We start from the raw sequence: 26,108 nt of genomic DNA, 5'->3' as shown, positions 1-26,108 counted from the left end.
CGCGATTGACTTAGGTTAGGCTAACCTAAGTTGGGCGTCGCGACCCCGCCCTTCTCATGTCCCCTCCCCACCCCGTCCCGACCGGACGCTCTCCCGCACGGAGGACCCCCCATGCGCTCGCACCTGCTCAATGACACGACCGCGGAGCGGTACCGCCGCTCCGTGACCGAAGGAATCGAGCGGGTGGCGGCCAAACTCGCCACCACCGACCGTCCGTTCACCGGCGTCACGGCCGACGACCTGGCCCCCCGGATCGAGCGGATCGACCTGGACCGTCCGCTGCACGACACGACAGCGGTGCTGGACGAGCTGGAGGAGGTCTACCTCCGGGACGCGGTCTACTTCCACCACCCGCGCTACCTCGCGCACCTCAACTGCCCGGTCGTCATCCCGGCCGTGGTCGGCGAGGCGGTGCTGTCCGCGGTCAACTCCTCCCTCGACACCTGGGACCAGTCGGCCGGCGGCACCCTCATCGAGCGCAGGCTCATCGACTGGACGAACGCCCGCATCGGCTTCGGACCCTCCGCCGACGGCGTGTTCACCAGCGGCGGCAGCCAGTCCAACCTCCAGGCCCTGCTCCTGGCCCGCGAGGAGGCCAAGGCGCAGAGCCTCGCCGACCTGCGGATCTTCGCCTCCGACGTCAGCCACTTCAGCGTCAGGAAGTCGGCCAAACTCCTCGGGCTGAGCGCGGACTGTGTCGTGTCGATCCCCGTCGACCACGACAAGCGGATGCAGACGGTCGCGCTCGCCCGTGAGCTGGAGCGCTGCAAGCGGGACGGCCTCGTCCCCATGGCGGTCGTCGCCACCGCGGGCACCACCGACTTCGGCTCCATCGACCCGCTGCCCGAAATCGCGGAGCTCTGCTCCCAGTTCGGCACCTGGATGCACGTGGACGCGGCCTACGGCTGCGGACTGCTCACCTCACTGCGGAACCGGGACCGGATCGACGGCATCGAGCGCGCCGACTCCGTCACCGTCGACTACCACAAGTCCTTCTTCCAGCCGGTGAGTTCCTCCGCGGTGCTCGTCCGTGACGCGGCCACCCTGGGCCACGCCACCTACCACGCGGAGTACCTCAACCCGCGCCGCATGGTGCAGGAACGCATCCCCAACCAGGTCGACAAGTCCCTGCAGACCACCCGCCGCTTCGACGCGCTCAAGCTGTGGATGACGCTGCGCGTGATGGGCGCCGACGGCATCGGACAGCTCTTCGACGAGGTCTGCGAGCTCGCCGAGGAGGGCTGGAAGCTGCTGGCCGGCGACCCCCGCTACGACGTGGTCGTCCAGCCGTCCCTCTCCACCCTCGTCTTCCGCTACATCCCGGCGGCCGTCACCGACCCGGCCGAGATCGACCGCGCCAACCTGTACGCCCGCAAGGCCCTGTTCGCCTCCGGCGACGCGGTGGTCGCGGGCACCAAGGTCGGCGACCGCCACTACCTGAAGTTCACCCTGCTCAATCCCGAGACCACGGCGGACGACATCTCCGCCGTACTCGATCTGATCGCCGGCCATGCCGAGCAGTACCTGGGAGAGTCCCTTGACCGCGCTTCCTGAATCCTCCGAGAAGACCCACGACTTCGTGGGAATCGGGCTCGGCCCCTTCAATCTCGGCCTCGCCTGCCTCACCGAGCCGATCGCCGGACTGGACGGTGTCTTCCTGGAGTCCAAGCCGGACTTCGAGTGGCACTCGGGGATGTTCCTGGAGGGCGCACACCTCCAGACCCCGTTCATGTCGGACCTGGTCACCCTCGCCGACCCGACCTCCCCGTACTCCTTCCTCAACTACCTGAAGGAATCGGGCCGGCTGTACTCGTTCTACATCCGGGAGAACTTCTATCCGCTCCGGGTCGAGTACGACGACTACTGCCGCTGGGCGGCGTCGAAACTCTCCAGCATCCGCTTCAACACGACGGTGGCGGAGGTGACGTACGACGAAGGGGCCGAGGTGTACCTCGTACGGACCGAGGCCGGTGACGTCCTGCGCGCCCGCCGGCTGGTCCTCGGCACCGGCACCCCGCCGTACATCCCCGAGGCCTGCGCCGGCCTCGGCGGGGACTTCATCCACAACTCCCGCTATCTGCGGCACAAGCAGGAACTGCAGGCCAAGGAGTCGATCACCCTCGTCGGCAGCGGGCAGTCCGCCGCCGAGATCTACTACGACCTGCTGAGCGAGATCGACGTCCACGGCTACCAGCTCAACTGGGTCACCCGCTCCCCGCGCTTCTTCCCCCTCGAATACACCAAGCTCACCCTGGAGATGACCTCCCCGGAGTACATCGACTACTTCCACGCGCTGCCCGAGCCGACCCGCTACCGCCTCCAGACGGAGCAGAAGGGCCTGTTCAAGGGCATCGACGGCGAGCTGATCAACTCGATCTTCGACCTGCTCTACCAGAAGAACCTCGGCGGCCCGGTCCCCACCCGTCTGCTCACCAACTCCGCGCTGAACTCGGTGAGTCACGAGGGCGGCACGTACACCCTGGGACTGCGCCAGGAGGAGCAGGAGAAGGACTACGAGCTGAACACCCAGGGCCTGATCCTCGCCACCGGGTACAAGTACGCCGAGCCGGAGTTCCTCAAGCCGGTCCGCGACCGCCTGCGTTACGACTCCCGGGGCAACTTCGACGTCGCCCGCAACTACGCCGTCGACACCACCGGCCGGGGTGTCTTCCTCCAGAACGCCGGTGTGCACACCCACTCGATCACATCGCCCGACCTCGGCATGGGCGCGTACCGCAACGCGTGCATCATCCGCGAGCTGCTCGGCTCCGAGTACTACGCCGTCGAGAAGACGATCGCGTTCCAGGAGTTTTCCGTATGACCCGCAATGACCGCACAAGTCCCCTGAACGACACCGGAATCGGCGCCTTCACCATCCGGCCCCTCGACCCGGTCGAGGACGCCCAGCTGCTGCACCGCTGGGTCACCCACCCCAAGTCCGCCTTCTGGATGATGCAGGAGGCCAGGCTGCACGACGTGGAGCGCGAGTACATGGCCATCGCGGCCAGCGAGTACCACGACGCCTACCTCGGCCTGCACGACGGCGAGCCCGCGTTCCTGATGGAGCGCTACGACCCGGCGCATGTCGAACTGGCCGGCCTGTACGACTCCCAGCCGGGCGATGTCGGCATGCACTTCCTGGTCGCGCCGACGGACACCCCGGTGCACGGGTTCACCCGCGCGGTCCTCACCGCCGTGATGGACGAGCTGTTCGCCGACCCGCGCACCCGGCGGGTCGTGGTCGAGCCCGACATCCGCAACAAGGCGGTGCACGCCCTGAACGAGGCCGTCGGGTTCGTGCCGGAGCGCGAGATCGAGAAGCCCGAGAAGAACGCGCTGCTGAGCTTCTGCACGCGTGAGCAGTATCTGACGGCCCGCGAGGCGGCAGTTCTCGCGGCCGTCCGAGGAGTGACGACATGACCCCGCGTACGCACCTGTCCGACGCCGTGGCCCACCTCTCCCCCGAGCGCTGGGCCGAGGCCAACCGGCTGCTGATCCGCAAGGCGCTCGCCGAGTTCGCCCACGAGCGGCTGCTCGCACCCGAGGCGCAGGGCGAGGACCGGTACGCGGTCCGCAGCGACGACGGTCTCACCCGCTACCTCTTCACCGCCCGCCGCCATGCGCTCGACCACTGGCAGGTGGACGCCGAGTCCATCACGCGCCACCGCGACGGCACCCAACTCCCGCTCGCCGCACTGGACTTCTTCATCGAACTGAAGAAGTCGCTCGGCCTGAGCGACGACATCCTGCCGGTCTACCTGGAGGAGATCTCCTCCACCGTCTCCGGCACCTGCTTCAAGCTCACCAAGCCGCAGGTCCGCTCCGCCGACCTCGCGAAGAGCGGCTTCCAGGCCATCGAGACGGGCATGACCGAGGGCCACCCCTGCTTCGTCGCCAACAACGGGCGGCTCGGCTTCGGGGTGCACGAGTACCTCGCGTACGCACCCGAGACCGCGAGCCCGGTCCGGCTGGTGTGGCTGGCCGCGCACCGCTCGCGGGCGGCGTTCACCGCGGGCGTGGGCATCGAGTACGAGTCCTTCGTACGGGAGGAGCTGGGCGCGGAGACCGTCACGCGCTTCGCGGCCACGCTCACGGACCAGGGGCTCGACCCGGACGAGTACCTGCTGGTCCCGGTGCACCCCTGGCAGTGGTGGAACAAGCTCTCGGTGACCTTCGCCGCCGAGGTCGCCCGGCGGCACCTGGTCTGCCTCGGCGAGGGCGAGGACGAGTATCTGGCCCAGCAGTCGATCCGGACGTTCTTCAACAAGAGCGCCCCGCGGAAGCACTACGTCAAAACGGCGCTGTCCGTCCTCAACATGGGCTTCATGCGCGGGCTCTCGGCCGCCTACATGGAGGCCACCCCGGCCATCAACGACTGGCTGGCCCAGCTCATCGACAACGACCCGGTGCTCAAGTCCACCGGTCTGTCGATCATCCGTGAGCGCGCCGCCGTCGGTTACCGGCATCTGGAGTACGAGAACGCCACCGACCGCTACTCGCCGTACCGCAAGATGCTCGCCGCCCTGTGGCGGGAGAGCCCGGTGTCCTCGCTCCAGGAGGGCGAGAGCCTGGCCACCATGGCCTCGCTGGTCCACGTCGACCACGAGGGCCGGTCCTTCGCCGGTGCGCTGATCGAGCAGTCGGGGCTGGCCCCGGTGGAGTGGCTGCGCCGCTATCTCCGCGCCTACTTCACCCCGCTGCTGCACAGCTTCTACGCCTACGACCTGGTCTACATGCCGCACGGCGAGAACGTCATCCTGGTCATCGAGGACGGGGCCGTGCGACGGGCGATCTACAAGGACATCGCCGAGGAGATCGCGGTCATGGACCCGGACGCGGTGCTGCCGCCGGCGGTCGAGCGGATCAAGGCCGACGTCCCGGACGACAAGAAGCTGCTGTCGATCTTCACGGACGTCTTCGACTGCTTCTTCCGCTTCCTGGCGGCGAACCTCGCCGGCGAGGGCGTACTCGACGAGGACGTCTTCTGGCGGACGGTCGCCGAGTCCGTGCGCGAGTACCAGGCCGCGACGCCCGAACTGGCGGAGAAGTTCGCCCAGTACGACATGTTCGCGCCCGAGTTCGCGCTGTCCTGCCTCAACCGGCTCCAGCTGCGCAACAACCGGCAGATGGTCGACCTCGCGGACCCGGCCGGCGCGCTGCAGCTCGTCGGCACCCTGAAGAACCCCATCGCGGGTCTCTGAAGCCGGGTGGGGCTCAGGATACGGTCCCCCTGAGCCCCACCCTTTCAGCGCTTCCCTGTTGTGCTCAGTGAACTACTGGGCGGGCCAGGGCACTTGGGGCGACTTGTAGTAGCCGATCCCGAGCGCGTCCCAGCGCGGTCCCTGTGCGGCGAGCCGCACCTTGTAGGTGTCCCAGTCGTGCGTCGACGCGGGCGACCAGCCGAGCTCGGCGACGCCGGGCAGCCGCGGGAACGTCATGTAGTCGATGTGCGCCGAGGTCACGATCGTCTCGGTCCACAGCGGTGCCTCGACACCCCGGACCGCCGAAGCGGGCGCGCCGGGAAGGTAGTTGCCCGGATCCCAGTCGTAGGACCGCCGCACCTCCACGAGTCCCGCCCAGTCCTGGCCCAGCGGGGTGTCCGCGGTGTACTTCATGTCGAGGTAGACCCGGTCGGCCGGGGACAGCACGAGCCCTGTCCCGTTCTGCGCGGCCTTGGCGACCTGGGCCTTCTCGGCGTCACTGGTGTCGTCGAGACCCCAGTACTGCGCGATCGCGCCCTTCGCCGGTGTGGCCCCGGTCAGCTGGTGCCAGCCGATCACCTTCTTGCCGTACTTGGCGACGAGGGGCTGCACCTTGTCCATGAAGGTCACGTAGTCGGCATGGCTGGTGGAGTGTGCCTCGTCCCCGCCGATGTGCAGATACCTGCCCGGCGTGAGCGCGGCCAGCTCCCGGATGACGTCGTCCACGAAGTCGTACGTGACCGGCTTGCCCGCACACAGCGAGCTGAAGCCGACCTCGGTGCCGGTGTAGAGCGGTGGCGCGACGCCGTCGCAGTTCAGTTCGGCGTACGAGGCGAGCGCCGCGTTGGTGTGGCCCGGCATGTCGATCTCCGGGACGACCTCCAGATAGCGCGAGGCCGCGTACTGGACGATGTCCTTGTACTGGGCCTTGGTGTAGTAGCCGCCCTGGCCGTCGCCGACCTGCGTCGAGCCGCCGTAGGTGGCCAGGCGCGGCCAGGAGTCGATGGCGATGCGCCAGCCCTGGTCGTCGGAGAGGTGCAGATGCAGGGTGTTGACCTTGTAGAGCGCCAGTTCGTCGATGTAGCGCTTGACCTGGCCGACGGAGAAGAAGTGCCGGGAGACGTCCAGCATCGCGCCGCGGTAGCCGTAGCGGGGGGTGTCCTTGATGGTGCCGCCGGCGACCAGCCAGGGCCCGCGCTGTACCGAGTCCTTCTCGACCGAGGCCGGCAGGAGCTGGCGCAGGGTCTGGACGCCATGGAAGAGCCCGGCCGGTTTGCTGGCCGTGATGGTGACGCCGCCCTTGCCGCTGTCGAGGCGGTAGCCCTCGGCGCCGAGGGACTTCGAGCCGAGTTCGAGGCGGATGCCCCCTCCGCCGTGCGAGGTGACCGGCAGCCGGTAGCCGGTGGAGGGCCGCAGGATGTCCGCGAGGTACTCGCCGACCTGGCGGGCCTCGCGCGAGTCGTCGACACGGATGCGTGTGTCGCCGGTGATGCGGTACGAGGATCCGCTCGCGTGGACCGACGCGGGTGCCGGGACCACCTGCCCCAGTGGGGTGGCGGTCTTCGCGGCGGCGGCAGGAGCCGCGCCGACAACGGAGACACCGGCAGCCGCCACGAGCAGCAGCGTACCGAGAAGACGGGGCGTTCTGTGGCGCTGTCTCACATGCGCTCCCTTCAAATTGGTAAAGACCACTCTCCCGCACAGCCGGTGAAACAATCCCCCTCATGGCGGAAATCATCCAGAGAGACGGCACTTGGATCTTCGACGGCGACGCACTTCGGCTGACACCGGGACGTGACAAGACCGTCGGCCTGCTCCGCAGGACCCTGGGTGAACTGACCGTCCCGCTGGGCGCGTTGGCGGGCATCTTCTTCGAACAGGGCAAGAAGTCCGGGCGGTTGAGGCTGCGGCTGCGGGACGGCTGCGACCCGCTGCTCCAGGCGACCGGCGGCCGGCTCACGGAGCCGAACGACCCGTACCAGCTGACCGTGGAGACGGACCGGTACGGCGTCGCCGAGTACATGGTGGAGGAGGTCCGGGCCGCCCTGCTGCTGGAGCGGGTCCCGGCCGGTCCCGTCGGTTCCTATCTGCTGCCGGGCCCCGCCGTCCCGCTCTCCGTGTCCGCGGGCGACGGCACCGCGGCCTTCGACGGGGAGCGGGTGCGCCTGGAGTGGAACTGGAAGACGGAGGACGCCAAGGCCGCGGCGGGCAGCCTCTCGCTCGCCGTCGCGGACATCACGGCCGTGGAGTGGCATCCCTCGGCCGGCCTGGAGGACGGCTACCTGCGTTTCACCGTGCGCGGCGCGGCGACCAGGATCCCGCCGAAGTACGACCCGCACTCCGTGCAGCTGTGGGGCTTCAAGAAGGATCCGCTGATGGCCCTGGTCGCGGCGGCCGTGCAGGCCCGGCTCCCGCATCCGGCGACGCCGCCCGCCGGGACGGACGTACCGAAGGAGCTCCCGAGCGTCCCCGGGCCGGCCGCCGGGGACGACCACGACGCCCTGCTGCGCCGGCTGCGCGAGCTCGGCGAGCTGCACACGTCGGGCGTCCTGACGGACGAGGAGTTCACGCTGGCCAAGCGGGCGGTCCTCAAGAGGCTGTGAGGACCGCCCGCTACGGGACACCCCGCTGTCCCGGCCGGGTGCGTCACTTCACCCGGCGCGCCACCGTGAAGTGGTCGACCTCCGCACCGGTCTCGGCTATGCCGCGCACCGTCAGCGTGGCGAGGCGGCCCTTCGCCGCGGGGGTGACGTCCACCCGCAGGAACGAGTAGTTGAGGTAGCGCACGCGCGACCAGGCGACCGTCTCGTTCTGCCTGCCGTCCTTCTGGTTGATGAAGGAGGCGACCGAGTCGACCTCGTTCTCGTGGCCCTCGTAGGAGTCCGGGGCGGAGAACGCGTACAGGCTGCGGCCGGCCGCGCCCGCCGTCACGTACACGACGCCTTCGGTCTCCGGGTACGCCGTGCCGCCGATCGGCAGCTTCTTGGCGACCGCGCCCGCCTTGATGACGTCCGTGCGCTCGTACTGGTGGTTGTGGCCGTTGATCACCAGGTCGACGGTGTACTTCTCGAACAGCGGCACCCACTCCTGGCGCACGCCCCCCTCCGAGGCGTGCGCGGTGGAGGTGCAGTACGCGCAGTGGTGGAAGAAGACGACGATGAAGTCGACGTTCCTGGCCGCCCGGTACTTCTTGAGCTGCGCCTCCAGCCATTTGGTCTGGGTGCCGCCGGAGATGCCGAGGTTGGCCGGGATCTCGAAGGAGATGTCGTTGGCGTCCAGTGAGATGACCGCCGTGTTGCCGTAGACGAAGGAGTAGACGCCGGGCAGGTTCTCGGCGTCCGGGCCGTTGTCGGGGAGGTTCCAGCGGGCGTCCTCGCCGCCGTAGCCGTTGGGCGAGTACCAGGCCTCCATGTCGTGGTTGCCGTACGCCGGCATCCACGGGACGGACTTGGCGACCGTCTCGGTCTGGGCGAGGAACTGGTCCCAGATGCGCGAGTCGAAGCCGGTGTCCTCCTTCTTGCCGCCGCCGGACGGGTCCGCGTAGGCGATGTCGCCGGCGTGCAGGTGGAAGGCCGGGTTCTGGCCGAGCAGCAGGGCGTCGTTGGCGAGGCCGTGGTAGCCGACGCCCTCGTCACCGAAGGCCGTGAAGGTGAACGGCTCGGCGGTCGCGGGCGCGGTGGTGAAGGTGCCGAGGGTGCCCAGCAGGTGGGGCGCGGCCGGGTCGAAGCCGGCGTGCCCGACGCCGTAGTAGTACGTCCTGCCGGGGCGCAGGTGGGTGAGCTCGGCGTGCAGGTAGTACTGCGTGTGGTCGCCGCTCGCGCCGACGCCGGCGGGCGTGTAGAGGGTGCGGACCTCGGCCTCGATCTTGCGGGAGAGGTCCCAGGGGTGGGCGCCGATGCGAATGTAGGGCTTCGTCACCGCGGTCGGCACCTGCCAGGAGACCGTGATCTCGGTGCGCGGGTCGTTGCCGAAGGCGAGGTGGCGGCCGAAGGGGGCGACGAGCGCGCCGTCGACCTTCTCGGCCGAGGAAGCGGTGGCCCGCGTCGGGGCCGCGGCCTGTGCGACGGCGCCCGGCACGAAGGCACCGCCCGCGACAGCGCCCAGGGTCACGGCGCCGCCTCTGATCATCGTGCGCCGGGAGAACTTGGCGCGGAGGTATTCGTGCTGCTCGGCCATGCTCATGCGCTCGGCGAGCTTCTCCGGTACGCCCATGCGTGGAGTGTCCATGGCCTCAGAAGTTGCTCTCGGCAATCGACGCTCCGCAAGACGCAGGATGGACAGCGCGCAAACAGCCGCCCATAAGAGATTCAACAGCACCTTGCCCGATATCGGGCAGGATTCTTGCGAATCGACTTCTCGTCCCCCAGGATCAACGGGTGCACGACGAACTTGTTGATCATCTGACGCGCTCCACGCCCCTGAACCGGGGCGAGGCACTCCGGGTGATCCAGGACGTGCTCGCCTACTTCGACGAGCCGACCGAGGAGTACGTCCGCCGCCGCCACCGCGAGCTCCAGGCCCAGGGCCTGGTGAACACGGCGATCTTCGAACGGATCGAGGCGGACCTGAAATACCGCGCGGTCGCGCCGCCCGAGCTCACGCTCAGGCAGCTGCGCCGTATTGTCTACGGCTGAGGAATACGTATATATGTGCGGAATCGTCGGATACATCGGCAAGCGCGATGTGGCGCCGCTGCTCCTTGAGGGCCTGCAGCGCCTGGAGTACCGCGGCTACGACTCGGCGGGCATCGTCGTCACCGCCCCGAAGTCGGCCGGCCTGAAGATGGTCAAGGCCAAGGGCCGGGTCCGTGACCTGGAGGCCAAGGTCCCGGCGCGCTTCAAGGGCACCACCGGCATCGCCCACACCCGCTGGGCCACCCACGGCGCCCCGTCCGATGTGAACGCCCATCCGCACATGTCCGCCGACGACAAGGTCGCCGTCGTCCACAACGGCATCATCGACAACGCCTCCGACCTGCGCAAGAAGCTGGAGGCCGACGGCGTCGAGTTCCTCTCCGAGACCGACACCGAGGTCCTCACCCATCTGATCGCCCGCTCGGGGGCCGAGAAGCTGGAGGACAAGGTCCGCGACGCGCTGCGGGTGATCGAGGGCACGTACGGCATCGCGGTCCTGCACGCCGACTTCCCCGACCGCATCGTGGTGGCGCGAAACGGCTCCCCCGTCGTCCTCGGCATAGGCGAGAAGGAGATGTTCGTCGCCTCGGACGTCGCGGCGCTCGTCACCCACACCCGCCAGATCGTCACCCTCGACGACGGCGAGATGGCCACCCTGAAGGCCGACGACTTCCGCACGTACACCACCGAGGGCACCCGTACGACGGCCGAGCCGACCACCGTGGAGTGGGAGGCCGAGTCGTACGACATGGGCGGCCACGACACGTACATGCACAAGGAGATCCACGAGCAGGCGGACGCCGTGGACCGCGTGCTGCGCGGCCGCATCGACGACCGGTTCTCGACCGTGCACCTCGGCGGCCTCAACCTGGACGCCCGCGAGGCCCGCCAGATCCGCCGCGTGAAGATCCTCGGCTGCGGCACCTCGTACCACGCGGGCATGATCGGCGCCCAGATGATCGAGGAGCTGGCCCGGATCCCCGCGGACGCCGAGCCGGCCTCCGAGTTCCGCTACCGCAACGCGGTCGTCGACCCCGACACGCTGTACGTCGCGGTCTCCCAGTCCGGTGAGACGTACGACGTGCTGGCCGCCGTCCAGGAGCTGAAGCGCAAGGGCGCCCGGGTCCTCGGTGTGGTCAACGTGGTCGGTTCGGCGATCGCCCGCGAGGCCGACGGCGGCATGTACGTGCACGCCGGCCCCGAGGTCTGCGTCGTCTCCACCAAGTGCTTCACCAACACCACGGTCGCCTTCGCGCTGCTCGCGCTGCACCTGGGCCGCACCCGCGACCTGTCGGTCCGCGACGGCAAGCGGATCATCGAGGGCCTGCGCAAGCTGCCCGCCCAGATCTCCGAGATCCTCGACCAGGAGGACGAGATCAAGAAGCTGGCCGAGCAGTACGCCCAGGCCCGCTCGATGCTCTTCATCGGCCGCGTCCGGGGCTACCCGGTCGCCCGTGAGGCCTCCCTGAAGCTCAAGGAGGTCTCGTACATCCACGCCGAGGCCTACCCCGCCTCCGAGCTCAAGCACGGCCCGCTGGCGCTCATCGAGCCCGCCCTGCCGACGGTCGCGATCGTCCCCGACGACGACCTCCTGGAGAAGAACCGCGCCGCCCTGGAGGAGATCAAGGCCCGCAGCGGCAAGATCCTCGCGGTGGCGCACCAGGAGCAGGAGAAGGCCGACCAGACGATCGTCGTCCCGAAGAACGAGGACGAGCTGGACCCGATCCTGATGGGCATCCCGCTGCAACTCCTCGCCTACCACACGGCGTTGGCGCTGGGCCGGGACATCGACAAGCCGCGCAACCTCGCGAAGTCGGTGACGGTCGAGTAGACCCCCGCCGTGCGCGGGGCCGTGACCCGCGTGTGCACATGAACGGTCCCTGTGCGTGCCACCCGCGCACAGGGACCGTTCTTTCAGGGGCCGGGGCCGCCCAAAACCCCGGCCCGCGCCAGCCTCAGCCGGTGGCCGTCACCCCCCGGCCGGCGGCGCGTCCGGGAACGGCGGTGGGCCAGTGGGCGAGCGCCGCGGTGGCCGCGTACCAGGCGACCGCTCCGCCGGCCACGGCGAACCAGCCGCCGACCTTGGCGAGGCCGCCCGAATCGGCGAACTGGCCCACGGCCAGCAGGAGAAGAGCCACGAACAGCAGCGCGTACGTCGCCCGGGCGAGGGCCGGGGCACCGCTCGCCCCGACGGTCAGGCTGAGCGCGACGAGCGCGAACAGGAGCAGGAAGAGGCCGGCCGCGTTGGCGGAGACCTGGGCGTCGGACGTCACGCCCCAGGTGAACCAGAGCGCGCCGAGCGCCGAGAAGGCCGTACCGGTCAGGGCGTCACGGTCGCGGAAGGCGAAGAGGCCGGCGACGAAGAGCGCGATGCCGCCGACGTAGGTGGCGAGAGAGACGGAGTCCGCGGCGGTGACGCCGTCGATCACCTGGGTGTGACCGAGGCCGAAGGCCAGCAGGGTGAGTCCGAGCGCGAGTTGGCCGAGGGTCGAGGTGGTGCTTCCCGCAGAGACTTCGTTGTCCACGGCGGGCTCCCTTCGTGCAGGTGCAGTCGTGCTGCGCTGTACCGGTCGACGCTGTAGGACCGGCGACCGATATATGCCCTTCACAAAGGCACAAACACCTCTACGCGCCAGTAGATTTATGCGACGGCACAGCGGGCCCGATCCCGGCCACCCCTCATCGGACCTGGCACAAGGGCGAGTTGACCAAAGAACTCACGAGAGGCGCAACGCGCTACGGGATCACCACGACGGGCCGCTTGGCGCGCTTCGCCAGCCGCCCCGCCACCGAGCCGAAGAGGCGCCCGACGATGCCGTGCGTGGAGCCGACGACGATCGCGTCCGCCTCGTACTCCTGCCCGACCTCTTCGAGTTCGTGGCAGATGTCGCCGCCGCGCTCGACCAGGATCCAGGGCACCTCGGCCAGATACTCCGCACAGGCCAGCTCGAGCCCGAGCACCTCGGTGCGGTGGTCCGGCACATCGACGAAGACCGGGGGCTCGCAGCCCGCCCACACCGTGGTGGGCAGCCGGTTGGCGACATGCACGATGATCAGGCCCGAGCCCGAGCGGTGGGCCATGCCGATCGCGTACGCGAGGGCACGCTCACTGGATGTCGAGCCGTCGAACCCGACGACGACACCGTGCTGGAACGCGGGGTCGCAGGAGTGACGTGGCTCTTCCGCCGCCAAGGGCTCGGCCGCCGTGGGATCGGCGACGGGGCGCTTGCGGTCCGCAGGTTCGAAGAATTCGTGACCGGCCATGGGTGTCTCGGCGTTCGGATCCTCGTGGGTGGGACGGCAGACGACAGGGTGCGGCGGAGCTGTGTCCGGGAATCATCTTCCCAACCCCATACCCCCAAGGGTACGGCTGCACGCCTCCCTCTGCCCATATCCCGCGCCCGCTGCACGGGGTTCCAGGGAGCATGCACGAGGGGGTGCCCGTAACGCAATGGTTGCTGCCCCGTACAGGCGGTTTGCACAGGGTTCACCCAGGCACGGAGGGGTTACCGGGGCGTACGGGGCGTCCGCCGCGGCCGGACTCCGGCGCCCGGGCAGTGACCGGCCGGTCGAACACGCGTTGAACCGGTGAGCCACCGCCACGGGGAGCCGCCCGTGTCCGTCAAGGGGAGCACTGGAGTACCAGGGAGCACAGCGTGCCCGTACCAGAGACCGCGTCCCAGTCCGCCGCCACGACGCGCGCCACCGCGCCGCCGGCACCGCCCGCCCCGGACCCGGCCAGTGATGTGATGCGCTGGGCGGCCTTCAGCTGCGTCCTGGTCCCCGTCGTCCTCGTCTGGTACGGCACCTCGCTGGCCGGCGCGGCGGGTACGGCCCTGGGGCTGGCCGCGGTGACCGGGGCCTGCCGGGTGCTGCTGAGGCAGTCCGAGCGGGGGGCGGCCCGGCTGCTGGACGAGGAGGATGCCCCGCACCGGGGGCGGCACGGCAGGGGCGCCGGACTCGCGGCCGGCGCCGAGCACGGCAGGGGCGGCCACGGCCGGAGCGGCTCGCACGCCCTCAGCGGTGGTCATGGCAGGGGCGGTTCCCACGGCCAGGCCGGGGCACCCGGAAGAAGTGGTTCTGGGGCGCACAGGGGCGGCCGTCACGCCGGAGGAAGTACGCCGGTCGACTGACCGGTTTACGCGCACGCCCCCGATTCTTTTCAGCCAACTTCGGCCACCCCGGCTTGTCTTGGTCGAAAGACCCTCCAACCCCCGTTCCACCTGCACGGAAAGGGTCTCCGAGGGTCGGCGCACCCTACGTGGTCCGGCCACTGGGACAAGGCGCACTTCCCTGCACGGCCCACGAGTGCAACGCTTCGTGATCGAATGCTTCACGCCAAGTTGCCATGTCGACAATGTGCCGGATGGTGAACTGGTCACGCCGGCACCATGGGACACAGTAGATTCGATCTTGACTGTCTTACGGCGGGGGACTCGTGCAGGACCGAGGGGAAACGTGCAGGAGCGACACAACCGAGGAGCCGCGACCACCGAGGGGGGCTTAGCAGTATGAGCCACGACTCCACTGCCGCGCCGGAAGCCGCGGCCCGGAAACTTTCCGGGCGACGCCGCAAGGAGATCGTTGCGGTGCTGCTGTTCAGCGGCGGCCCCATCTTCGAGAGCTCCATACCGCTGTCGGTGTTCGGCATCGACCGCCAGGACGCGGGAGTTCCGCGCTACCGACTACTGGTGAGCGCGGGTGAAGAAGGCCCACTGCGGACCACAGGCGGGCTTGAACTCACCGCGCCACATGGCCTCGAGGCGATCTCCAGGGCAGGCACCGTCGTCGTGCCCGCCTGGCGGTCGATCACCTCACCACCACCGGAGGAGGCGCTCGACGCACTGCGCCGGGCGCACGAAGAAGGTGCCCGCATAGTCGGGCTGTGCACCGGCGCCTTCGTGCTGGCCGCCGCCGGACTGCTGGACGGCCGCCCGGCCACCACCCACTGGATGTACGCGCCGACGCTGGCCAAGCGCTATCCGTCGGTGCACGTCGATCCACGCGAACTCTTCGTGGACGACGGCGACGTCCTGACTTCGGCCGGCACCGCGGCCGGAATCGACCTCTGTCTCCACATCGTGCGGACGGACCACGGCAACGAGGCGGCCGGCGCGCTGGCCCGCCGACTGGTGGTCCCGCCGCGCCGCAGCGGCGGTCAGGAGCGCTACCTCGACCGGTCTTTACCGGAGGAGATCGGCGCCGACCCCCTCGCGGAGGTCGTCGCCTGGGCGCTGGAGCATCTCCACGAGCAGTTCGACGTGGAGACCCTGGCCGCGCGCGCCTATATGAGCCGGCGGACCTTCGACCGCCGTTTCCGCTCGCTCACCGGGAGCGCTCCGCTGCAGTGGCTGATCACCCAGCGGGTGCTCCAGGCGCAGCGGCTCCTGGAGACGTCGGACTACTCGGTGGACGAGGTCGCGGGCCGCTGCGGCTTCCGCTCACCGGTGGCGCTGCGCGGGCACTTCCGCCGTCAGCTCGGCTCGTCCCCCGCCGCGTACCGGGCCGCCTACCGGGCGCGCCGGCCGCAGAGCGACAAGCCGCAGGACACGGACGGCTCGCTGGGCTCCTCGGGTCAGGTCTCCACTCTGAACCCGGAGAACCCGGTCCCGATGCAGACCAGGCGCACGGCGGCCGCGAGCGCCCTGGGCCCGTCGACCTCGCTGTCGACGGACTCGGCCAGGCACGGCGCTGAGCTGTACGCGGCGGGCCGCCCGAGCCTGCCAGGGCAGCGCAGCGCGCCGTAAGGGGTCACGGGTGGGGGTTCACGGACCCCCACCCGCACCACTTGTCCCGGCTGCCCGGACGCACGCGCGGTCCGGCCGGCCGGAGCGGGCCGTAGGGTAAGACGCATGAACGATCGCATGGTGTGGATCGACTGCGAGATGACCGGTCTCTCGCTGTCCGACGACGCGCTCATCGAGGTGGCCGCGCTGGTCACCGACTCCGAGCTGAACGTACTCGGCGAGGGGGTGGACATTGTGATCCGCCCGCCCGACGCCGCGCTGGAGACGATGCCGGACGTGGTGCGCCAGATGCACACCGCCTCCGGCCTCCTCGACGAACTGGCCGCCGGTACGACCCTGGCGGACGCCGAGGAGCTGGTCCTCTCCTATGTGCGCGAGCACGTCAAGGAGCCGGGCAAGGCCCCGCTGTGCGGGAACTCGGTCGGCACCGACCGCGGCTTCCTGCTGCGGGACATGCCGACCCTGGAGGACTACCTCCACTACCGGATCGTGGACGTCTCCTCCGTCAAGGAGCTGGCCCGCCGCTGGTACCCGAGGGCGTACTTCAACAGCCCCGAGAAGAACGGCAACCACCGGGCCCTGGCCGACATCCGTGAGTCCATCGCGGAGCTGCGCTACTACCGCGAGGCGATCTTCGTCCCCCAGCCGGGCCCCGACTCGGAGACGGCCCGCACCATCGCCGCGAAGCACGTCCTGCCCGTCGAATAAGCCCCGGTCCGCCCCCTCGTAAAAGGCGGGCGCGAGCACCCCTTCGGACCCTGTACACTTTTTCTCGGCCGGTCGGGGAAACCCACTCTCGGAGAACCGCCGGTCATGGTGGGTGTAGCTCAGCTGGTAGAGCACCTGGTTGTGGTCCAGGAAGTCGCGGGTTCAAGTCCCGTCACTCACCCTGATCAGTCAGCCGGTGACCTGTGCGAACAGGTCACCGGCTGACTGCGTTCCAGGAAGGCGGCAGCGAGCCATGAACGAGTGGGCCCTCCAGCCCTTCCGGCCACTCCCCGCCCTCCGCACCGACCGGCTGGATCTCCTCCCGCTGCGCGTCGAGCACGCCGAGGAGATGGCCGCGGTACTCGCGGATCCGGCGCTGCACACGTTCACCGGCGGCGCCCCGGCCCGGCCCGACGCCCTGCGCACCCGCTACGAACGTCTCGTCACAGGCTCCCCCGATCCCGGCGCCATCTGGTGCAACTGGGTTCTGCGGCTGCGCGCTCAGGCCTGTCTGGTGGGGACGCTCCAGGCGACGATCACCGGAGAGGTCGCGGAGATCGCCTGGGTGGTGGGCACGCCCTGGCAGGGGCGGGGCTTCGCCGGGGAGGCGGCCCGCGAGCTGGTCGGCGCACTGAGCGAGCAGCCCGGGATCCGCACAGTCGTCGCGCACATCCACCCGGACCACCACGCCTCCGCCGCCGTCGCCGCCTCGGCCGGGCTGACCCCGACCGAGCAGGAACAGGACGGCGAGATCAGGTGGCGGCTGCCGGCAGGGCGCTGAGGGCGCGCGGCTTCGGCACGGACAGGACGCCGAGGCCGCGCGACTCCGGTGCCTGTCCGGCGGACAAGGGTCCCTGAGCGGCAACTCCCGTGCCGGTGCCGCCCCGTGCCCTCATCCGCGCCGGGGCGCGTCGGCCGCCCGCCACGCGGCGGCGAAGCCGTGCAGGTCCTCGAAGCGGTCGCCGGGGTCGGCGCGGGTGGCGCGTTCGACCACCGCCAGCTGCGCGGGCGTACCCCGCCAGGCGCGTTCCTCGTCGCCGGCGTCCAGCAGGACCCGGGCGGCGCGGCCCAGGGTGAACACGGTCGTACGGGCGTCGATCGTCGCGCCGCGCACGAACTCCTCGGGTGCCATGAACCGCTGGGAGCCGGGCAGGCGGTCCTCCTCCAGCACGAACGGGCCGGGCCGGTACTCGTCGAGGTCGACCAGATGGGCCACGTCGCGGGCGAAGTCGTACATCAGCGCGCCGTCGTAGAAGTCGACCGCGACATGGCCGGCGGCCGCCACCGCGAGATGGGCGTCCAGGACACGGTCGAAGGCGCGCAGGACGGACGCGGTCGGCAGGGCGCGGAAGCGGGCCATCGCGCTGCCCGGGCTCCGGTGCTCGTGCGGCCCCTGAGTACTGGGGCGGTACAGCACCTCGCCGTCCCGCCAGGGCATCACCACCGCCCAGCTGCCGCGCACCGCGATGCGGTGGACCTGCGGGACGATCGCCGGGTGCCGTACGGCCCGGTGGAAGCGCCAGGCGCGTTCGAGTGACTCACGCGCCCGGGCGGTGACCGCCTCCTTGACGAACCAGCGCGCGCCGTCCAGCAGCCGCACCCCGTACGACACGCTTCCCGAGTCCTGCTCCCGGAACGCCGTGAACACCTCGCCCACCCGGCCGAGATGCGGCTCCACGGCGGGTACTTCGTCGACTCCGATAAGGGGATGAAGGGCCATGACCGACAGCCTGCCTCACCGGACCGCTCCCGTGGGGAGAGAAACCCGCGCAGACGGGGGGCGCGTCAGGACGAGGCCCGTGCCACCAGTTCCGTGGGCAGCACGACCTGCCGGCGCTCCGGGCCCTTCGAGCCCGCGGGACGGCGCTGCGCGATCTCGTCCAGCAGCAGGTCGATCATCGCCCGGCCCATCTCCTCGATCGGCTGGCGCACGCTGGTCAGCGGGGGGTCCATGTGGCGGGCGATGGCCGAGTCGTCGTATCCCACCAGGGCCACGTCGTCGGGAATCCGGCGGCCGGCCTCCCGCAGGACCTGGCGGGCGCCTGCCGCCATCACGTCGGAGCCGGCGAAGACCGCGTCCAGGGTGGGACAGCGGGCCAGCAGGTCGGTCATCCCGCGACGGCCGCCCTCCTCGGTGAAGTCGCCGGGGACGATCAGCGCCTCGTCGACCTCGCGGCCCGCCTCGCGCAGTGCCGCGCAGTAGCCGTCGATACGCCGCTGGGCACCGAAGACGTCGAGGCGGCCGGCCAGGTGGGCTATGGTGCGCCGCCCCCCGGCGATCAGGTGCTCGACGGCGGCGACACCGCCGCCGAAGTTGTCCGAGTCCACCGACGGCAGGATCTCGTCCGCCGATCTGCGGCCACTGATCACGGCCGGGATCTCCAGCTGGGAGAGCAGGTCGGGAAGCGGGTCGTCCGCGTGGACCGACACCAGCAGGACGCCGTCCACCCGGTGCGCGGCCAGGTACTGCGCGAGCCGGCGGCGCTCGCGGTCGTTGCCCGCGAAGATCAGCAGCAGCTGCAGCTCGGTCTCGGAGAGCTCCGCGCCGACCCCTCGGAGCATGTCGGAGAAGTACGGCTCCGCGAAGAAACGGGTCTCCGGTTCGGGGACCACCAGGGCGATCGCGTCCGTGCGGTTGGCGGCCAGCGCACGGGCCGCCGTGTTCGGGACGTAACCGAGTTCGGCGACGGCGGCCTGCACGGCGGCGCGCGTGGCGTCGCTGACCCGCGGCGAACCGTTGATCACCCGGGACACCGTGCCGCGGCCCACTCCGGCCCGCGCGGCGACCTCCTCGAGGGTCGGCCGCCCGCCGCTCCGGCCCCGCGCTCCGTGGCCTGCCATGGTCCGCCTCCCGTCGACACCGCGGTGTCGAGCCGCGCCTGGCCTGGAATGTAACAGCCCCGTTCACCGGGCAGGGGGCCGGTACGACCGCCGTGGCCGCCTTCGAAACCCGAACCCCCCGGTCCGGGCAGCCGTGTCTCAAAACCCTGAACGGGGCCTGGACGACGGCCGTTCCGGGGAGTTAGCTAACGGCCCGATAACCGAAGACGGCTCTCCGCGTCCTCACTCTTGACACCCCCGCGCCGACCGACGACTCTTCAACCCATCACATGTGGGAGCGCTCCCACAGTACCTGACACATACACATCCCGCACGTTCCCCGCCCGAGCCGCAGCGAGAACCAACGGGCCCGACAGAGCAGTTGGCCGGGGGGTCGGCACGTCAGGCAACAGGAGGACGCAATGCGCACGAGTACCCGCCGGTCCCGCAGGCTGGGGGCCCTCGCGGCCGTCGCCGCGCTGACGACAGGGCTGCTGGCCGGCTGTGCCAACGACTCGGACGACGGTTCGTCGGACTCGGACGGCGGCAGCGGTGGTGGTGGTGGCAAGACAACGCTGACCGTCGGCACGTTCGGCGTCTTCGGCTACAAGCAGGCCGGCCTCTACGACGACTACATGAAGCTGCACCCGGACATCTCCATCAAGGAGAACGTCACCACGCGCACCGACGTGTACTGGCCCAAGACCCTCACCCGCCTCCAGGCCGGTTCAGGCACCGACGACATCCAGGCGATCGAGGTCGGCAACATCACCGAGGCCGTGCAGACGCAGGCCGCCAAGTTCGTCGACCTGGGCAAGGACGTCGACAAGTCCCAGTGGCTGGACTGGAAGACGGCCCAGGCCACCACCAAGGACGGCAAGACGATCGGGCTCGGCACCGACATCGGTCCGATGGCCATCTGCTACCGCAAGGACCTGTTCAAGAAGGCCGGTCTGGAGACGGACCGCACCAAGCTCGCCGCGCAGTGGAAGGGCGACTGGAAGAAGTACGTGGACCTCGGCAAGGACTACATGAAGAAGGCGCCGAGCGGCACCAAGTACGTGGACTCCGCCTCCTCCGTCTACAACGCGGCCGTCGGCGGCGAGACCGAGCGGTACTACGACAAGGACGGCAACGTCGTCTGGGACAAGTCCCCGGGTGTGAAGAAGTCCTGGGACACCGCCATGGACGTGGCCACCAGCAACATGTCGGCGAAGCTGAAGCAGTTCGACCCGACGTGGGACCAGGGCTTCGCCAAGGGCACGTTCGCGACGGTGGCCTGCCCCGCGTGGATGATCGGCTACATCGAGCAGAAGTCCGGTGACGCCGGCAGCGGCAAGTGGGACGTGGCGGCGGCGCCGACCGCGGCCAACTGGGGCGGCTCCTTCATCGGCGTACCGACGGCGAGCAAGCACCAGAAGGAGGCCGTCGCGCTGGCGAAGTGGCTGACCGCGCCCGAGCAGCAGGCGAAGGTCTTCGCCAAGCAGGCGAGCTTCCCGTCGACCCCGTCGGCGTACGCGAACCTGAAGCCGCAGGCCGACACCACGGCGTACTTCTCGAACGCGCCGATCACGCAGATCTTCTCCGACTCGGCGAAGACCATCCCGACGCAGGCCCTCGGTGCGAAGGACCAGCCGATCGGCACCGCGATCACCGACGTGGGTGTCCTCCAGGTCGAGCAGAAGGGCAAGACTCCTGACCAGGGGTGGTCCGCGGCCTCCAAGGAGATCAAGGACGTGCTCGGCCAGTGACCAGCCCGAAGCAGGCTCTCGCGCAGTCCGCGCCGAGTGCCGACGCCGCGCCCGGCACACCGCCGGGCGCGGCGCGGGGCGCTCAAGGTCGCGGTACGCCGCCCCCGGGCACGAGTTCGTGGCGCAGCCGGTTGTACCGCTGGGACATGAAGGCCTCGCCGTACGCCTTCATCGCCCCCTTCTTCATCATCTTCGGGGCCTTCGGGCTGTTCCCGCTCCTCTATACGGCCTGGTACTCGCTGCACAACGTGCAGCTGTCCGCACTGGACCACCAGACCTGGGTGGGCCTGGACAACTACCGGAACCTGTTCGCCTCGGACTTCTTCTGGAACGCCCTGAAGAACACCTTCACCATCGGTCTGATCTCCACGGTGCCGCAGCTGCTGGCGGCGATCGGCATCGCCCACCTGCTCAACTACCGGCTGCGCGGCTCGACCGTCTGGCGGGTCGTGATGCTCACCCCGTACGCCACCTCGGTGGCGGCCGCGACGCTCGTCTTCACGCTGCTGTACTCGTGGGACGGCGGCATGATCAACTGGCTGCTCCACTTCGTCGGGATCGATCCGGTCAACTGGCGTGAGTCCGACTGGGGTTCGCAGTTCGCCGTCTCCTCGATCGTGATCTGGCGGTGGACCGGCTACAACGCGCTGATCTACCTCGCGGCGATGCAGGCGATCCCGGCCGACCTGTACGAGTCGGCGGCCCTCGACGGCGCCAACCGCTGGCAGCAGTTCCGGCACGTGACCGTCCCGATGCTGCGTCCGACGATCCTGTTCACGGTGGTCATCTCCACCATCGGTGCGACCCAGCTCTTCGGCGAGCCGCTGCTGTTCGGCGGCGTCAGCGGCTCGAAGGGCGGCTCCGCGCACCAGTACCAGACCCTCGGCCTGTACATGTACGACCAGGGCTGGCTCATCGGCAACCTCGGCAAGGCGTCCGCGATCGCCTGGTCGATGTTCCTGATCCTGCTGATCGTCGCCGTGATCAATCTGCTGCTCACCCGTCGGCTGAGGAAGTCCCAATGACCACAAGTGACCTGACGTTGCCTCAGGCCGAGGTGAAGGACGCGGGCGCGGGCAGGGAAGCGGGCGGGGGCTCCCGGCGTCCCCGGGTGCTCGGCGCGGGCAAACAGCTGCACGCGGGCCCGGTCACCTACCTCGTACTGACCCTCTTCGCGCTGGTCTCGCTGGCGCCGCTGGTGTGGACGGCCATCGCGGCCTCGCGCTCCGACACCCGGCTGGCGCAGGCGCCACCCCCGCTGTGGTTCGGCGGGAACCTGTTCAAGAACCTGGAGAGCGCCTGGGAACAGGCCGGGCTCGGCACCGCCATGCTCAACAGCACGATCGTGGCCGGCACCATCACGGTCGGCACGGTCCTGTTCTCCACCCTCGCCGGGTTCGCCTTCGCCAAGCTGCGGTTCAGGTTCTCCAGCGCCCTGCTGCTGCTGACCATCGGGACGATGATGATCCCGCCGCAGCTGGCCGTCGTACCGCTGTATCTGTGGATGAGCGATCTGCACTGGTCCAACCATCTGCAGACGGTCATCCTGCCCACCCTGGTCACCGCGTTCGGCACGTTCTTCATGCGGCAGTACCTGGTGCAGGCGCTGCCCACCGAGCTGATCGAGGCGGCGCGCGTCGACGGCGCGAGCAGTCTGCGCGTCGTGTGGCACGTGGTCTTCCCGGCGGCGCGGCCGGCGATGGCGGTGCTGGGGCTGCTGACCTTCGTGATGGCCTGGAACGACTTCCTGTGGCCGATCATCGCGCTCAACCAGCAGAACCCCACCGTGCAGGTCGCCCTCAACTCGCTGGGCACCGGCTACGTCCCCGACCAGGCGGTCATCATGGCGGGCGCGCTGCTCGGCACGCTGCCGCTGCTCATCGCCTTCCTCCTGTTCGGCAAGCAGATCGTCGGCGGGATCATGCAGGGCGCGATCAAGGGCTGACCCCCTGCCGTCTTCAGGGGGCCGGGTCATCGCCGCCCCGGCCCCCTTTCTCCCCCTCCTCCGACCCGTCGGTCTCCACGACCACCTATGGGAGCGCTTCCATGCCTGAGCCCGAAACGCCCGTGACCTTTCCCCCCGGATTCCTGTGGGGCGCGGCGACCTCCGCCTACCAGATCGAGGGAGCGGTGCGCGAGGACGGCCGTACGCCCTCGATCTGGGACACCTTCAGTCATACGCCCGGCAGGACGGCCGGCGGCGAGCACGGTGACACGGCGGTCGACCACTACCACCGCTACCGCGACGACGTGGCCCTGATGGCGGAGCTGGGCCTGGGCGCGTACCGCTTCTCGGTCTCCTGGCCCCGGGTGCAGCCCACCGGCCGTGGCCCGGCCGTCCAGCGCGGCCTGGACTTCTACCGCCGTCTGGTCGACGAGCTGCTGGCGCACGGCATCAAGCCCGCCGTCACCCTCTACCACTGGGACCTCCCCCAGGAGCTGGAGGACGCGGGCGGCTGGCCGGTGCGGGACACCGCGCAGCGCTTCGCCGAGTACGCGGGGATCGTGGGCGCGGCACTGGGCGACCGCGTCGAGCAGTGGATCACCCTCAACGAACCGTGGTGCAGCGCCTTTCTGGGATACGGCTCCGGCGTGCACGCTCCCGGCCGGACGGACGCGGCGGCCTCGCTCCGGGCCGCGCACCATCTGAACCTGGCGCACGGCCTGGGCACGTCCGCGCTCCGGGCCGCGATGCCCGCACGCAACACGGTCGCGGTGAGCCTGAACTCCTCGGTGGTCAGGACGGTTTCGCAGAGTCCGGCCGACCTGGCGGCGGCGCGGCGCATCGACGACCTGGCCAACGGGATCTTCCACGGTCCGATGCTGCGGGGCGCGTACCCGAAGCAGCTGTTCGCGGACACGTCCTCGGTCACCGACTGGTCGTGCGTGCTGGACGGCGATCTACGGCTGATCAAGCAGCCGATCGACGCGCTCGGCCTCAACTACTACACGCCGGCGCTCGTTTCGGCCGGGGACGCGTCCGGCGGCGGATCGCGCGCGGACGGTCACGGGGCGAGCGAGCACTCCCCCTGGCCGGGCGCGGAGGACGTCACCTTCCACCAGACCCCGGGCGAGCGCACGGAGATGGGCTGGACGATCGACCCGACGGGCCTGCACGAGCTGATCATGCGTTACACCCGCGAGGCACCGGGCCTGCCGCTCCACATCACCGAGAACGGCGCCGCGTACGACGACAAGCCGGACCCCGAGGGCCGCGTCCACGACCCGGAGCGGATCGCGTATCTGCACGGCCATCTCTCCGCCGTCCACCGGGCGATCGGCGACGGCGCCGATGTCCGGGGCTACTACCTCTGGTCCCTGATGGACAACTTCGAGTGGGCCTACGGCTACGGCAAGCGCTTCGGCGCGGTGTACGTCGACTACGCGACGCTGGCCCGTACGCCGAAGTCGAGCGCCCACTGGTACGGGCAGGCGGCCCGCACCGCCGAGCTGCCGCCGGCGCCGGTCGCCGAATAGAGCCGCCGGGGGCGCAGCGCACGAGGGTAGCGCTGCGCCCCGGCCGGGTGGGGGGATGTTCCGGCCGGGGCGCGCTCCCCCGTGCATTCGGGCCTGTGAGCAGGAGACGACTGGGGGGTTCCTACTTGTAGGCGCCGAAGGCCTTCGAGAACGCGTTGCCGTCCTGGACGATCGAGCTGCAGGTGGCGTCGGCGGAGTTCTTCGCGCCGCCCGGGCACTGCTTGTCGCGGGTCGCGGACCACATGGAGAGCCAGCCCAGGCCCTTCGACTTGGCGAAGTTCACCAGCTGGGTGGCGTCGTCGACCTTGAAGGTCTCGCCGGCGACGTCGTTGACGCCGAGCATCGGGGTGACCGCGACCGCCTTCCAGGCCGCGCTGTCGGAGAGCCCGAGGACACTCTTGACCTGGGCCTGGGTGGCGGTGGCGGCCTGCTCGGCGTAGGTGCCCATGTCACCGCTGTACCCGGGGCCGTAGTCCATCGCCATGATGTTCACGGTGTTGATGGAGACGCCGTTCGACTTGGCGTTGGACAGCAGGTTCACGCCGTCCTGGGTCAGGCCCTCGGGCATGACCGGGAGCGTGTACGAGACGTCCAGGCCCGGGTGCGCCTTCTCGAGCTTGGCGATGGCCTGCGCACGGCGGGTGTTGGCGGCCGTGTTCGGCAGCGCACCGCCCTCGACGTCGAAGTCGACCTTGGTGAGCTTGTACGCGTCCACGACCTTGCCGTACGCCGTCGCGAGCGCGTCCGCCGACGAGCAGGTGGTCGCCAGCTCCGAGCCGGAGGCGCCGCCGAAGGAGACCCGGACGTCGCCGCCCTTGGCGCGCAGGGCGCCGATCTGGCCGGCCACCCCGTCGCTGCCGAGGTCCGTCACGCCGCCCCACTTGGGGGTGCAGCCGCCGCCGTCGGTGATGAAGGCGAGGTTGTACTCCTTCACACCGGTGGCCGAGGCGCTCGCGACCAGGTCGAAGGCGGGGTAGAGGGAGGTGTCGACGTAGGGGGCGAAGCCGGCGCTCGCCTTGGTGCCGCTGCCGGAGCTCTCGGAGGCCGAGGGGCTGGGGGTGGCCGGGGTGCTCGGCGTGGGGCTCGTGGTCTTGGTGGGGGTGGCGGTCGGCTTGGGCGTCGACGGGTCCGTCGGGCGGCCGCTCGGCTCGGGGGTCGCGCCGTCGTCCACCGAACACTTGGCGCCGTCGATGAGACAACCGGTGGGGTTCGCGGTGCCGTTCACGACGAAGCCGACGGTGACGGACTCGCCGGCCGCCAGCCCGTCCTTGTCCCAGGACGGCTGCTGCACGGTGACGTGCTGTCCGCTCACCTTGGACTCGCCGTTCCACAGCGAGCTGAGCTTGGCTCCGGCCGGCAGGTCGAACTCCAGCGTCCAGTCGCTCTTCGCCTGGCCGGTGTCGTTCGTGATGACGTACTGCGCGGTGTAACCGGTCGACCAGTCGCTGGTCTTGGTGTACGCGGCGCCGACGGAGGCCGCCTGCGCGGTCCCGGTGACCAGGAAGGCACCTCCGCCGACCACCGCCGCCGCGACGATGCCGCCTATCGCCTTGTTCCTGCCACTGACCTTGCGCCGGTGCGTGCTGCTCATCGCGTGCCTGCCTTCGCGGTTTCACGGGGGGTTCGCCGGGGCTCACGAGGGAGGCCTCCGGGGTGGGTGCGAGCAGCACGCTAGCGATCCGGAATCGGGCAAACCGCTTGATCCGGACGGTGGTTGGGGATCTTAGGGTGCGCTTAAGGAAGGCATCGGGGGTGGTTAAAGGTCGAGAC

At 69.9% G+C, this 26,108-nt stretch carries 21 protein-coding genes, 1 tRNA gene and 1 pseudogene; 16 read left to right on the top strand and 7 right to left on the bottom strand.

The features are described 5' to 3' along the window. Positions 1-111: 111 nt before the first annotated feature. The 4 genes from desA to ACFVYF_RS14525 are packed head-to-tail and all read left to right on the top strand — an operon-like array spanning position 112 to position 5,201. Positions 112-1,554 (top strand): lysine decarboxylase DesA, encoded by a 1,443-nt coding sequence (gene desA / locus ACFVYF_RS14540; protein WP_389455545.1) that lies wholly within the window; start codon positions 112-114, stop codon positions 1,552-1,554. Then, positions 1,538-2,821, top strand: a complete 1,284-nt coding sequence (locus tag ACFVYF_RS14535) for a lysine N(6)-hydroxylase/L-ornithine N(5)-oxygenase family protein (RefSeq protein ID WP_389455544.1) — start codon at positions 1,538-1,540, stop codon at positions 2,819-2,821. Before desA ends, ACFVYF_RS14535 begins: the two co-directional genes overlap by 17 nt. Then, positions 2,818-3,420, top strand: coding sequence for a GNAT family N-acetyltransferase (locus ACFVYF_RS14530; protein ID WP_389455543.1), 603 nt, complete (start codon positions 2,818-2,820; stop codon positions 3,418-3,420). Before ACFVYF_RS14535 ends, ACFVYF_RS14530 begins: the two co-directional genes overlap by 4 nt. Further along, entirely contained in the window at positions 3,417-5,201 is a 1,785-nt protein-coding gene (locus ACFVYF_RS14525) for an IucA/IucC family protein (RefSeq protein WP_389455542.1), read from the top strand. The genes ACFVYF_RS14530 and ACFVYF_RS14525 overlap by 4 nt, the downstream gene beginning before the upstream one ends. 72 nt (positions 5,202-5,273) lie before the next feature. Here the strand turns inward: ACFVYF_RS14525 and ACFVYF_RS14520 are convergent, their stop codons facing one another. Continuing rightward, positions 5,274-6,863 carry a beta-N-acetylhexosaminidase gene (locus ACFVYF_RS14520; RefSeq protein ID WP_389455541.1) on the bottom strand — a complete coding sequence of 530 codons (1,590 nt, stop codon included), beginning with the start codon at positions 6,861-6,863 and terminating at the stop codon, positions 5,274-5,276. 62 nt (positions 6,864-6,925) lie between these two features. Here ACFVYF_RS14520 and ACFVYF_RS14515 point away from each other — a divergent pair, with 62 nt between their 5' ends. Beyond that, positions 6,926-7,804, top strand: a complete 879-nt coding sequence (locus tag ACFVYF_RS14515; RefSeq protein ID WP_389455540.1) for a DUF4429 domain-containing protein — start codon at positions 6,926-6,928, stop codon at positions 7,802-7,804. 43 nt (positions 7,805-7,847) lie between these two features. On the opposite strand, the gene ACFVYF_RS14510 is transcribed toward ACFVYF_RS14515, so the two are convergent. Continuing rightward, positions 7,848-9,413, bottom strand: coding sequence for a purple acid phosphatase family protein (locus ACFVYF_RS14510; RefSeq protein WP_389455808.1), 1,566 nt, complete (start codon positions 9,411-9,413; stop codon positions 7,848-7,850). Between the two features lie 164 nt (positions 9,414-9,577). Between ACFVYF_RS14510 and ACFVYF_RS14505 the strand changes: the two genes are divergently transcribed. Together ACFVYF_RS14505 and glmS are read left to right on the top strand one after the other, a co-directional pair. Continuing rightward, on the top strand, positions 9,578-9,835 hold the full coding sequence (locus ACFVYF_RS14505) for a hypothetical protein (RefSeq protein ID WP_383284713.1): 258 nt from the start codon (positions 9,578-9,580) through the stop codon (positions 9,833-9,835). A 13-nt stretch (positions 9,836-9,848) separates the two neighbouring features. Continuing rightward, the gene (gene glmS, locus ACFVYF_RS14500; protein WP_389455539.1) at positions 9,849-11,666 is read left to right on the top strand and encodes a glutamine--fructose-6-phosphate transaminase (isomerizing); all 1,818 of its coding nucleotides are present in this window, start codon (positions 9,849-9,851) and stop codon (positions 11,664-11,666) included. 124 nt (positions 11,667-11,790) lie between these two features. Here glmS and ACFVYF_RS14495 read toward each other — a convergent pair whose 3' ends face one another. Both ACFVYF_RS14495 and ACFVYF_RS14490 read right to left on the bottom strand, forming a co-directional pair. Further along, entirely contained in the window at positions 11,791-12,360 is a 570-nt protein-coding gene (locus ACFVYF_RS14495; protein WP_389455538.1) for a GPR1/FUN34/YaaH family transporter, read from the bottom strand. A 211-nt stretch (positions 12,361-12,571) separates the two neighbouring features. Next, on the bottom strand, positions 12,572-13,099 hold the full coding sequence (locus ACFVYF_RS14490) for a universal stress protein (protein ID WP_389455537.1): 528 nt from the start codon (positions 13,097-13,099) through the stop codon (positions 12,572-12,574). Between the two features lie 324 nt (positions 13,100-13,423). Here ACFVYF_RS14490 and ACFVYF_RS14485 point away from each other — a divergent pair. From ACFVYF_RS14485 to ACFVYF_RS14465, 5 genes and pseudogenes are all read left to right on the top strand, one after another. Then, positions 13,424-13,779, top strand: a pseudogene (locus tag ACFVYF_RS14485) (hypothetical protein); the annotation flags it as partial. A gap of 567 nt (positions 13,780-14,346) precedes the next feature. Continuing rightward, positions 14,347-15,582, top strand: a complete 1,236-nt coding sequence (locus ACFVYF_RS14480) for a helix-turn-helix domain-containing protein (protein ID WP_389455536.1) — start codon at positions 14,347-14,349, stop codon at positions 15,580-15,582. Between the two features lie 105 nt (positions 15,583-15,687). Next, positions 15,688-16,290, top strand: coding sequence for an oligoribonuclease (gene orn, locus ACFVYF_RS14475; RefSeq protein ID WP_383284731.1), 603 nt, complete (start codon positions 15,688-15,690; stop codon positions 16,288-16,290). 108 nt (positions 16,291-16,398) lie between these two features. Beyond that, a tRNA-His gene (locus ACFVYF_RS14470) sits at positions 16,399-16,471 on the top strand. 72 nt (positions 16,472-16,543) lie between these two features. Then, a complete protein-coding gene (locus ACFVYF_RS14465; RefSeq protein WP_389455535.1) occupies positions 16,544-17,071 on the top strand; it encodes a GNAT family N-acetyltransferase in 528 nt (175 codons plus the stop codon). Between the two features lie 111 nt (positions 17,072-17,182). Here the strand turns inward: ACFVYF_RS14465 and ACFVYF_RS14460 are convergent, their stop codons facing one another. Further along, complete coding sequence (locus ACFVYF_RS14460) at positions 17,183-18,010, bottom strand: serine/threonine protein kinase (RefSeq protein ID WP_389455534.1); 828 nt, start codon at positions 18,008-18,010, stop codon at positions 17,183-17,185. A 65-nt stretch (positions 18,011-18,075) separates the two neighbouring features. Next, positions 18,076-19,131, bottom strand: a complete 1,056-nt coding sequence (locus ACFVYF_RS14455) for a LacI family DNA-binding transcriptional regulator (RefSeq protein WP_389455533.1) — start codon at positions 19,129-19,131, stop codon at positions 18,076-18,078. A gap of 401 nt (positions 19,132-19,532) precedes the next feature. Between ACFVYF_RS14455 and ACFVYF_RS14450 the strand changes: the two genes are divergently transcribed. The 4 genes from ACFVYF_RS14450 to ACFVYF_RS14435 all read left to right on the top strand — a co-directional run bounded on the left by ACFVYF_RS14450 (position 19,533) and on the right by ACFVYF_RS14435 (position 24,338). Continuing rightward, positions 19,533-20,861 carry an ABC transporter substrate-binding protein gene (locus ACFVYF_RS14450; RefSeq protein ID WP_389455532.1) on the top strand — a complete coding sequence of 443 codons (1,329 nt, stop codon included), beginning with the start codon at positions 19,533-19,535 and terminating at the stop codon, positions 20,859-20,861. After that, entirely contained in the window at positions 20,858-21,886 is a 1,029-nt protein-coding gene (locus tag ACFVYF_RS14445; RefSeq protein ID WP_389455531.1) for a carbohydrate ABC transporter permease, read from the top strand. The genes ACFVYF_RS14450 and ACFVYF_RS14445 overlap by 4 nt, the downstream gene beginning before the upstream one ends. After that, on the top strand, positions 21,883-22,806 hold the full coding sequence (locus ACFVYF_RS14440; protein ID WP_389455530.1) for a carbohydrate ABC transporter permease: 924 nt from the start codon (positions 21,883-21,885) through the stop codon (positions 22,804-22,806). The genes ACFVYF_RS14445 and ACFVYF_RS14440 overlap by 4 nt, the downstream gene beginning before the upstream one ends. Before the next feature lie 101 nt (positions 22,807-22,907). Next, the gene (locus ACFVYF_RS14435; RefSeq protein ID WP_389455529.1) at positions 22,908-24,338 is read left to right on the top strand and encodes a GH1 family beta-glucosidase; all 1,431 of its coding nucleotides are present in this window, start codon (positions 22,908-22,910) and stop codon (positions 24,336-24,338) included. Positions 24,339-24,459: 121 nt separating this feature from the next. Here the strand turns inward: ACFVYF_RS14435 and ACFVYF_RS14430 are convergent, their stop codons facing one another. Then, on the bottom strand, positions 24,460-25,929 hold the full coding sequence (locus ACFVYF_RS14430) for a cellulose binding domain-containing protein (RefSeq protein WP_389455528.1): 1,470 nt from the start codon (positions 25,927-25,929) through the stop codon (positions 24,460-24,462). Between the last annotated feature and the right edge of the window lie 179 nt (positions 25,930-26,108).

Origin of the sequence: Streptomyces sp. NPDC058274 (genome assembly GCF_042881375.1) — a bacterium.
GTDB lineage: Bacteria > Actinomycetota > Actinomycetes > Streptomycetales > Streptomycetaceae > Streptomyces.
Note: the sequence above shows the minus strand (reverse complement) of the source record. Positions and strands in the feature narration are given on the sequence as shown.

Coding starts and splice junctions, on each gene's coding strand:
- desA (WP_389455545.1), top strand. CDS start 112: ATGCGCTCGCACCTGCTCAATGACACGACCGCGGAGCGGTACCGCCGC.
- ACFVYF_RS14530 (WP_389455543.1), top strand. CDS start 2,818: ATGACCCGCAATGACCGCACAAGTCCCCTGAACGACACCGGAATCGGC.
- ACFVYF_RS14525 (WP_389455542.1), top strand. CDS start 3,417: ATGACCCCGCGTACGCACCTGTCCGACGCCGTGGCCCACCTCTCCCCC.
- ACFVYF_RS14515 (WP_389455540.1), top strand. CDS start 6,926: ATGGCGGAAATCATCCAGAGAGACGGCACTTGGATCTTCGACGGCGAC.
- ACFVYF_RS14510 (WP_389455808.1), bottom strand. CDS start 9,413: ATGGGCGTACCGGAGAAGCTCGCCGAGCGCATGAGCATGGCCGAGCAG.
- glmS (WP_389455539.1), top strand. CDS start 9,849: ATGTGCGGAATCGTCGGATACATCGGCAAGCGCGATGTGGCGCCGCTG.
- ACFVYF_RS14490 (WP_389455537.1), bottom strand. CDS start 13,099: ATGGCCGGTCACGAATTCTTCGAACCTGCGGACCGCAAGCGCCCCGTC.
- ACFVYF_RS14480 (WP_389455536.1), top strand. CDS start 14,347: ATGAGCCACGACTCCACTGCCGCGCCGGAAGCCGCGGCCCGGAAACTT.
- orn (WP_383284731.1), top strand. CDS start 15,688: ATGAACGATCGCATGGTGTGGATCGACTGCGAGATGACCGGTCTCTCG.
- ACFVYF_RS14465 (WP_389455535.1), top strand. CDS start 16,544: ATGAACGAGTGGGCCCTCCAGCCCTTCCGGCCACTCCCCGCCCTCCGC.
- ACFVYF_RS14460 (WP_389455534.1), bottom strand. CDS start 18,010: ATGGCCCTTCATCCCCTTATCGGAGTCGACGAAGTACCCGCCGTGGAG.
- ACFVYF_RS14455 (WP_389455533.1), bottom strand. CDS start 19,131: ATGGCAGGCCACGGAGCGCGGGGCCGGAGCGGCGGGCGGCCGACCCTC.
- ACFVYF_RS14450 (WP_389455532.1), top strand. CDS start 19,533: ATGCGCACGAGTACCCGCCGGTCCCGCAGGCTGGGGGCCCTCGCGGCC.
- ACFVYF_RS14440 (WP_389455530.1), top strand. CDS start 21,883: ATGACCACAAGTGACCTGACGTTGCCTCAGGCCGAGGTGAAGGACGCG.
- ACFVYF_RS14435 (WP_389455529.1), top strand. CDS start 22,908: ATGCCTGAGCCCGAAACGCCCGTGACCTTTCCCCCCGGATTCCTGTGG.
- ACFVYF_RS14430 (WP_389455528.1), bottom strand. CDS start 25,929: ATGAGCAGCACGCACCGGCGCAAGGTCAGTGGCAGGAACAAGGCGATA.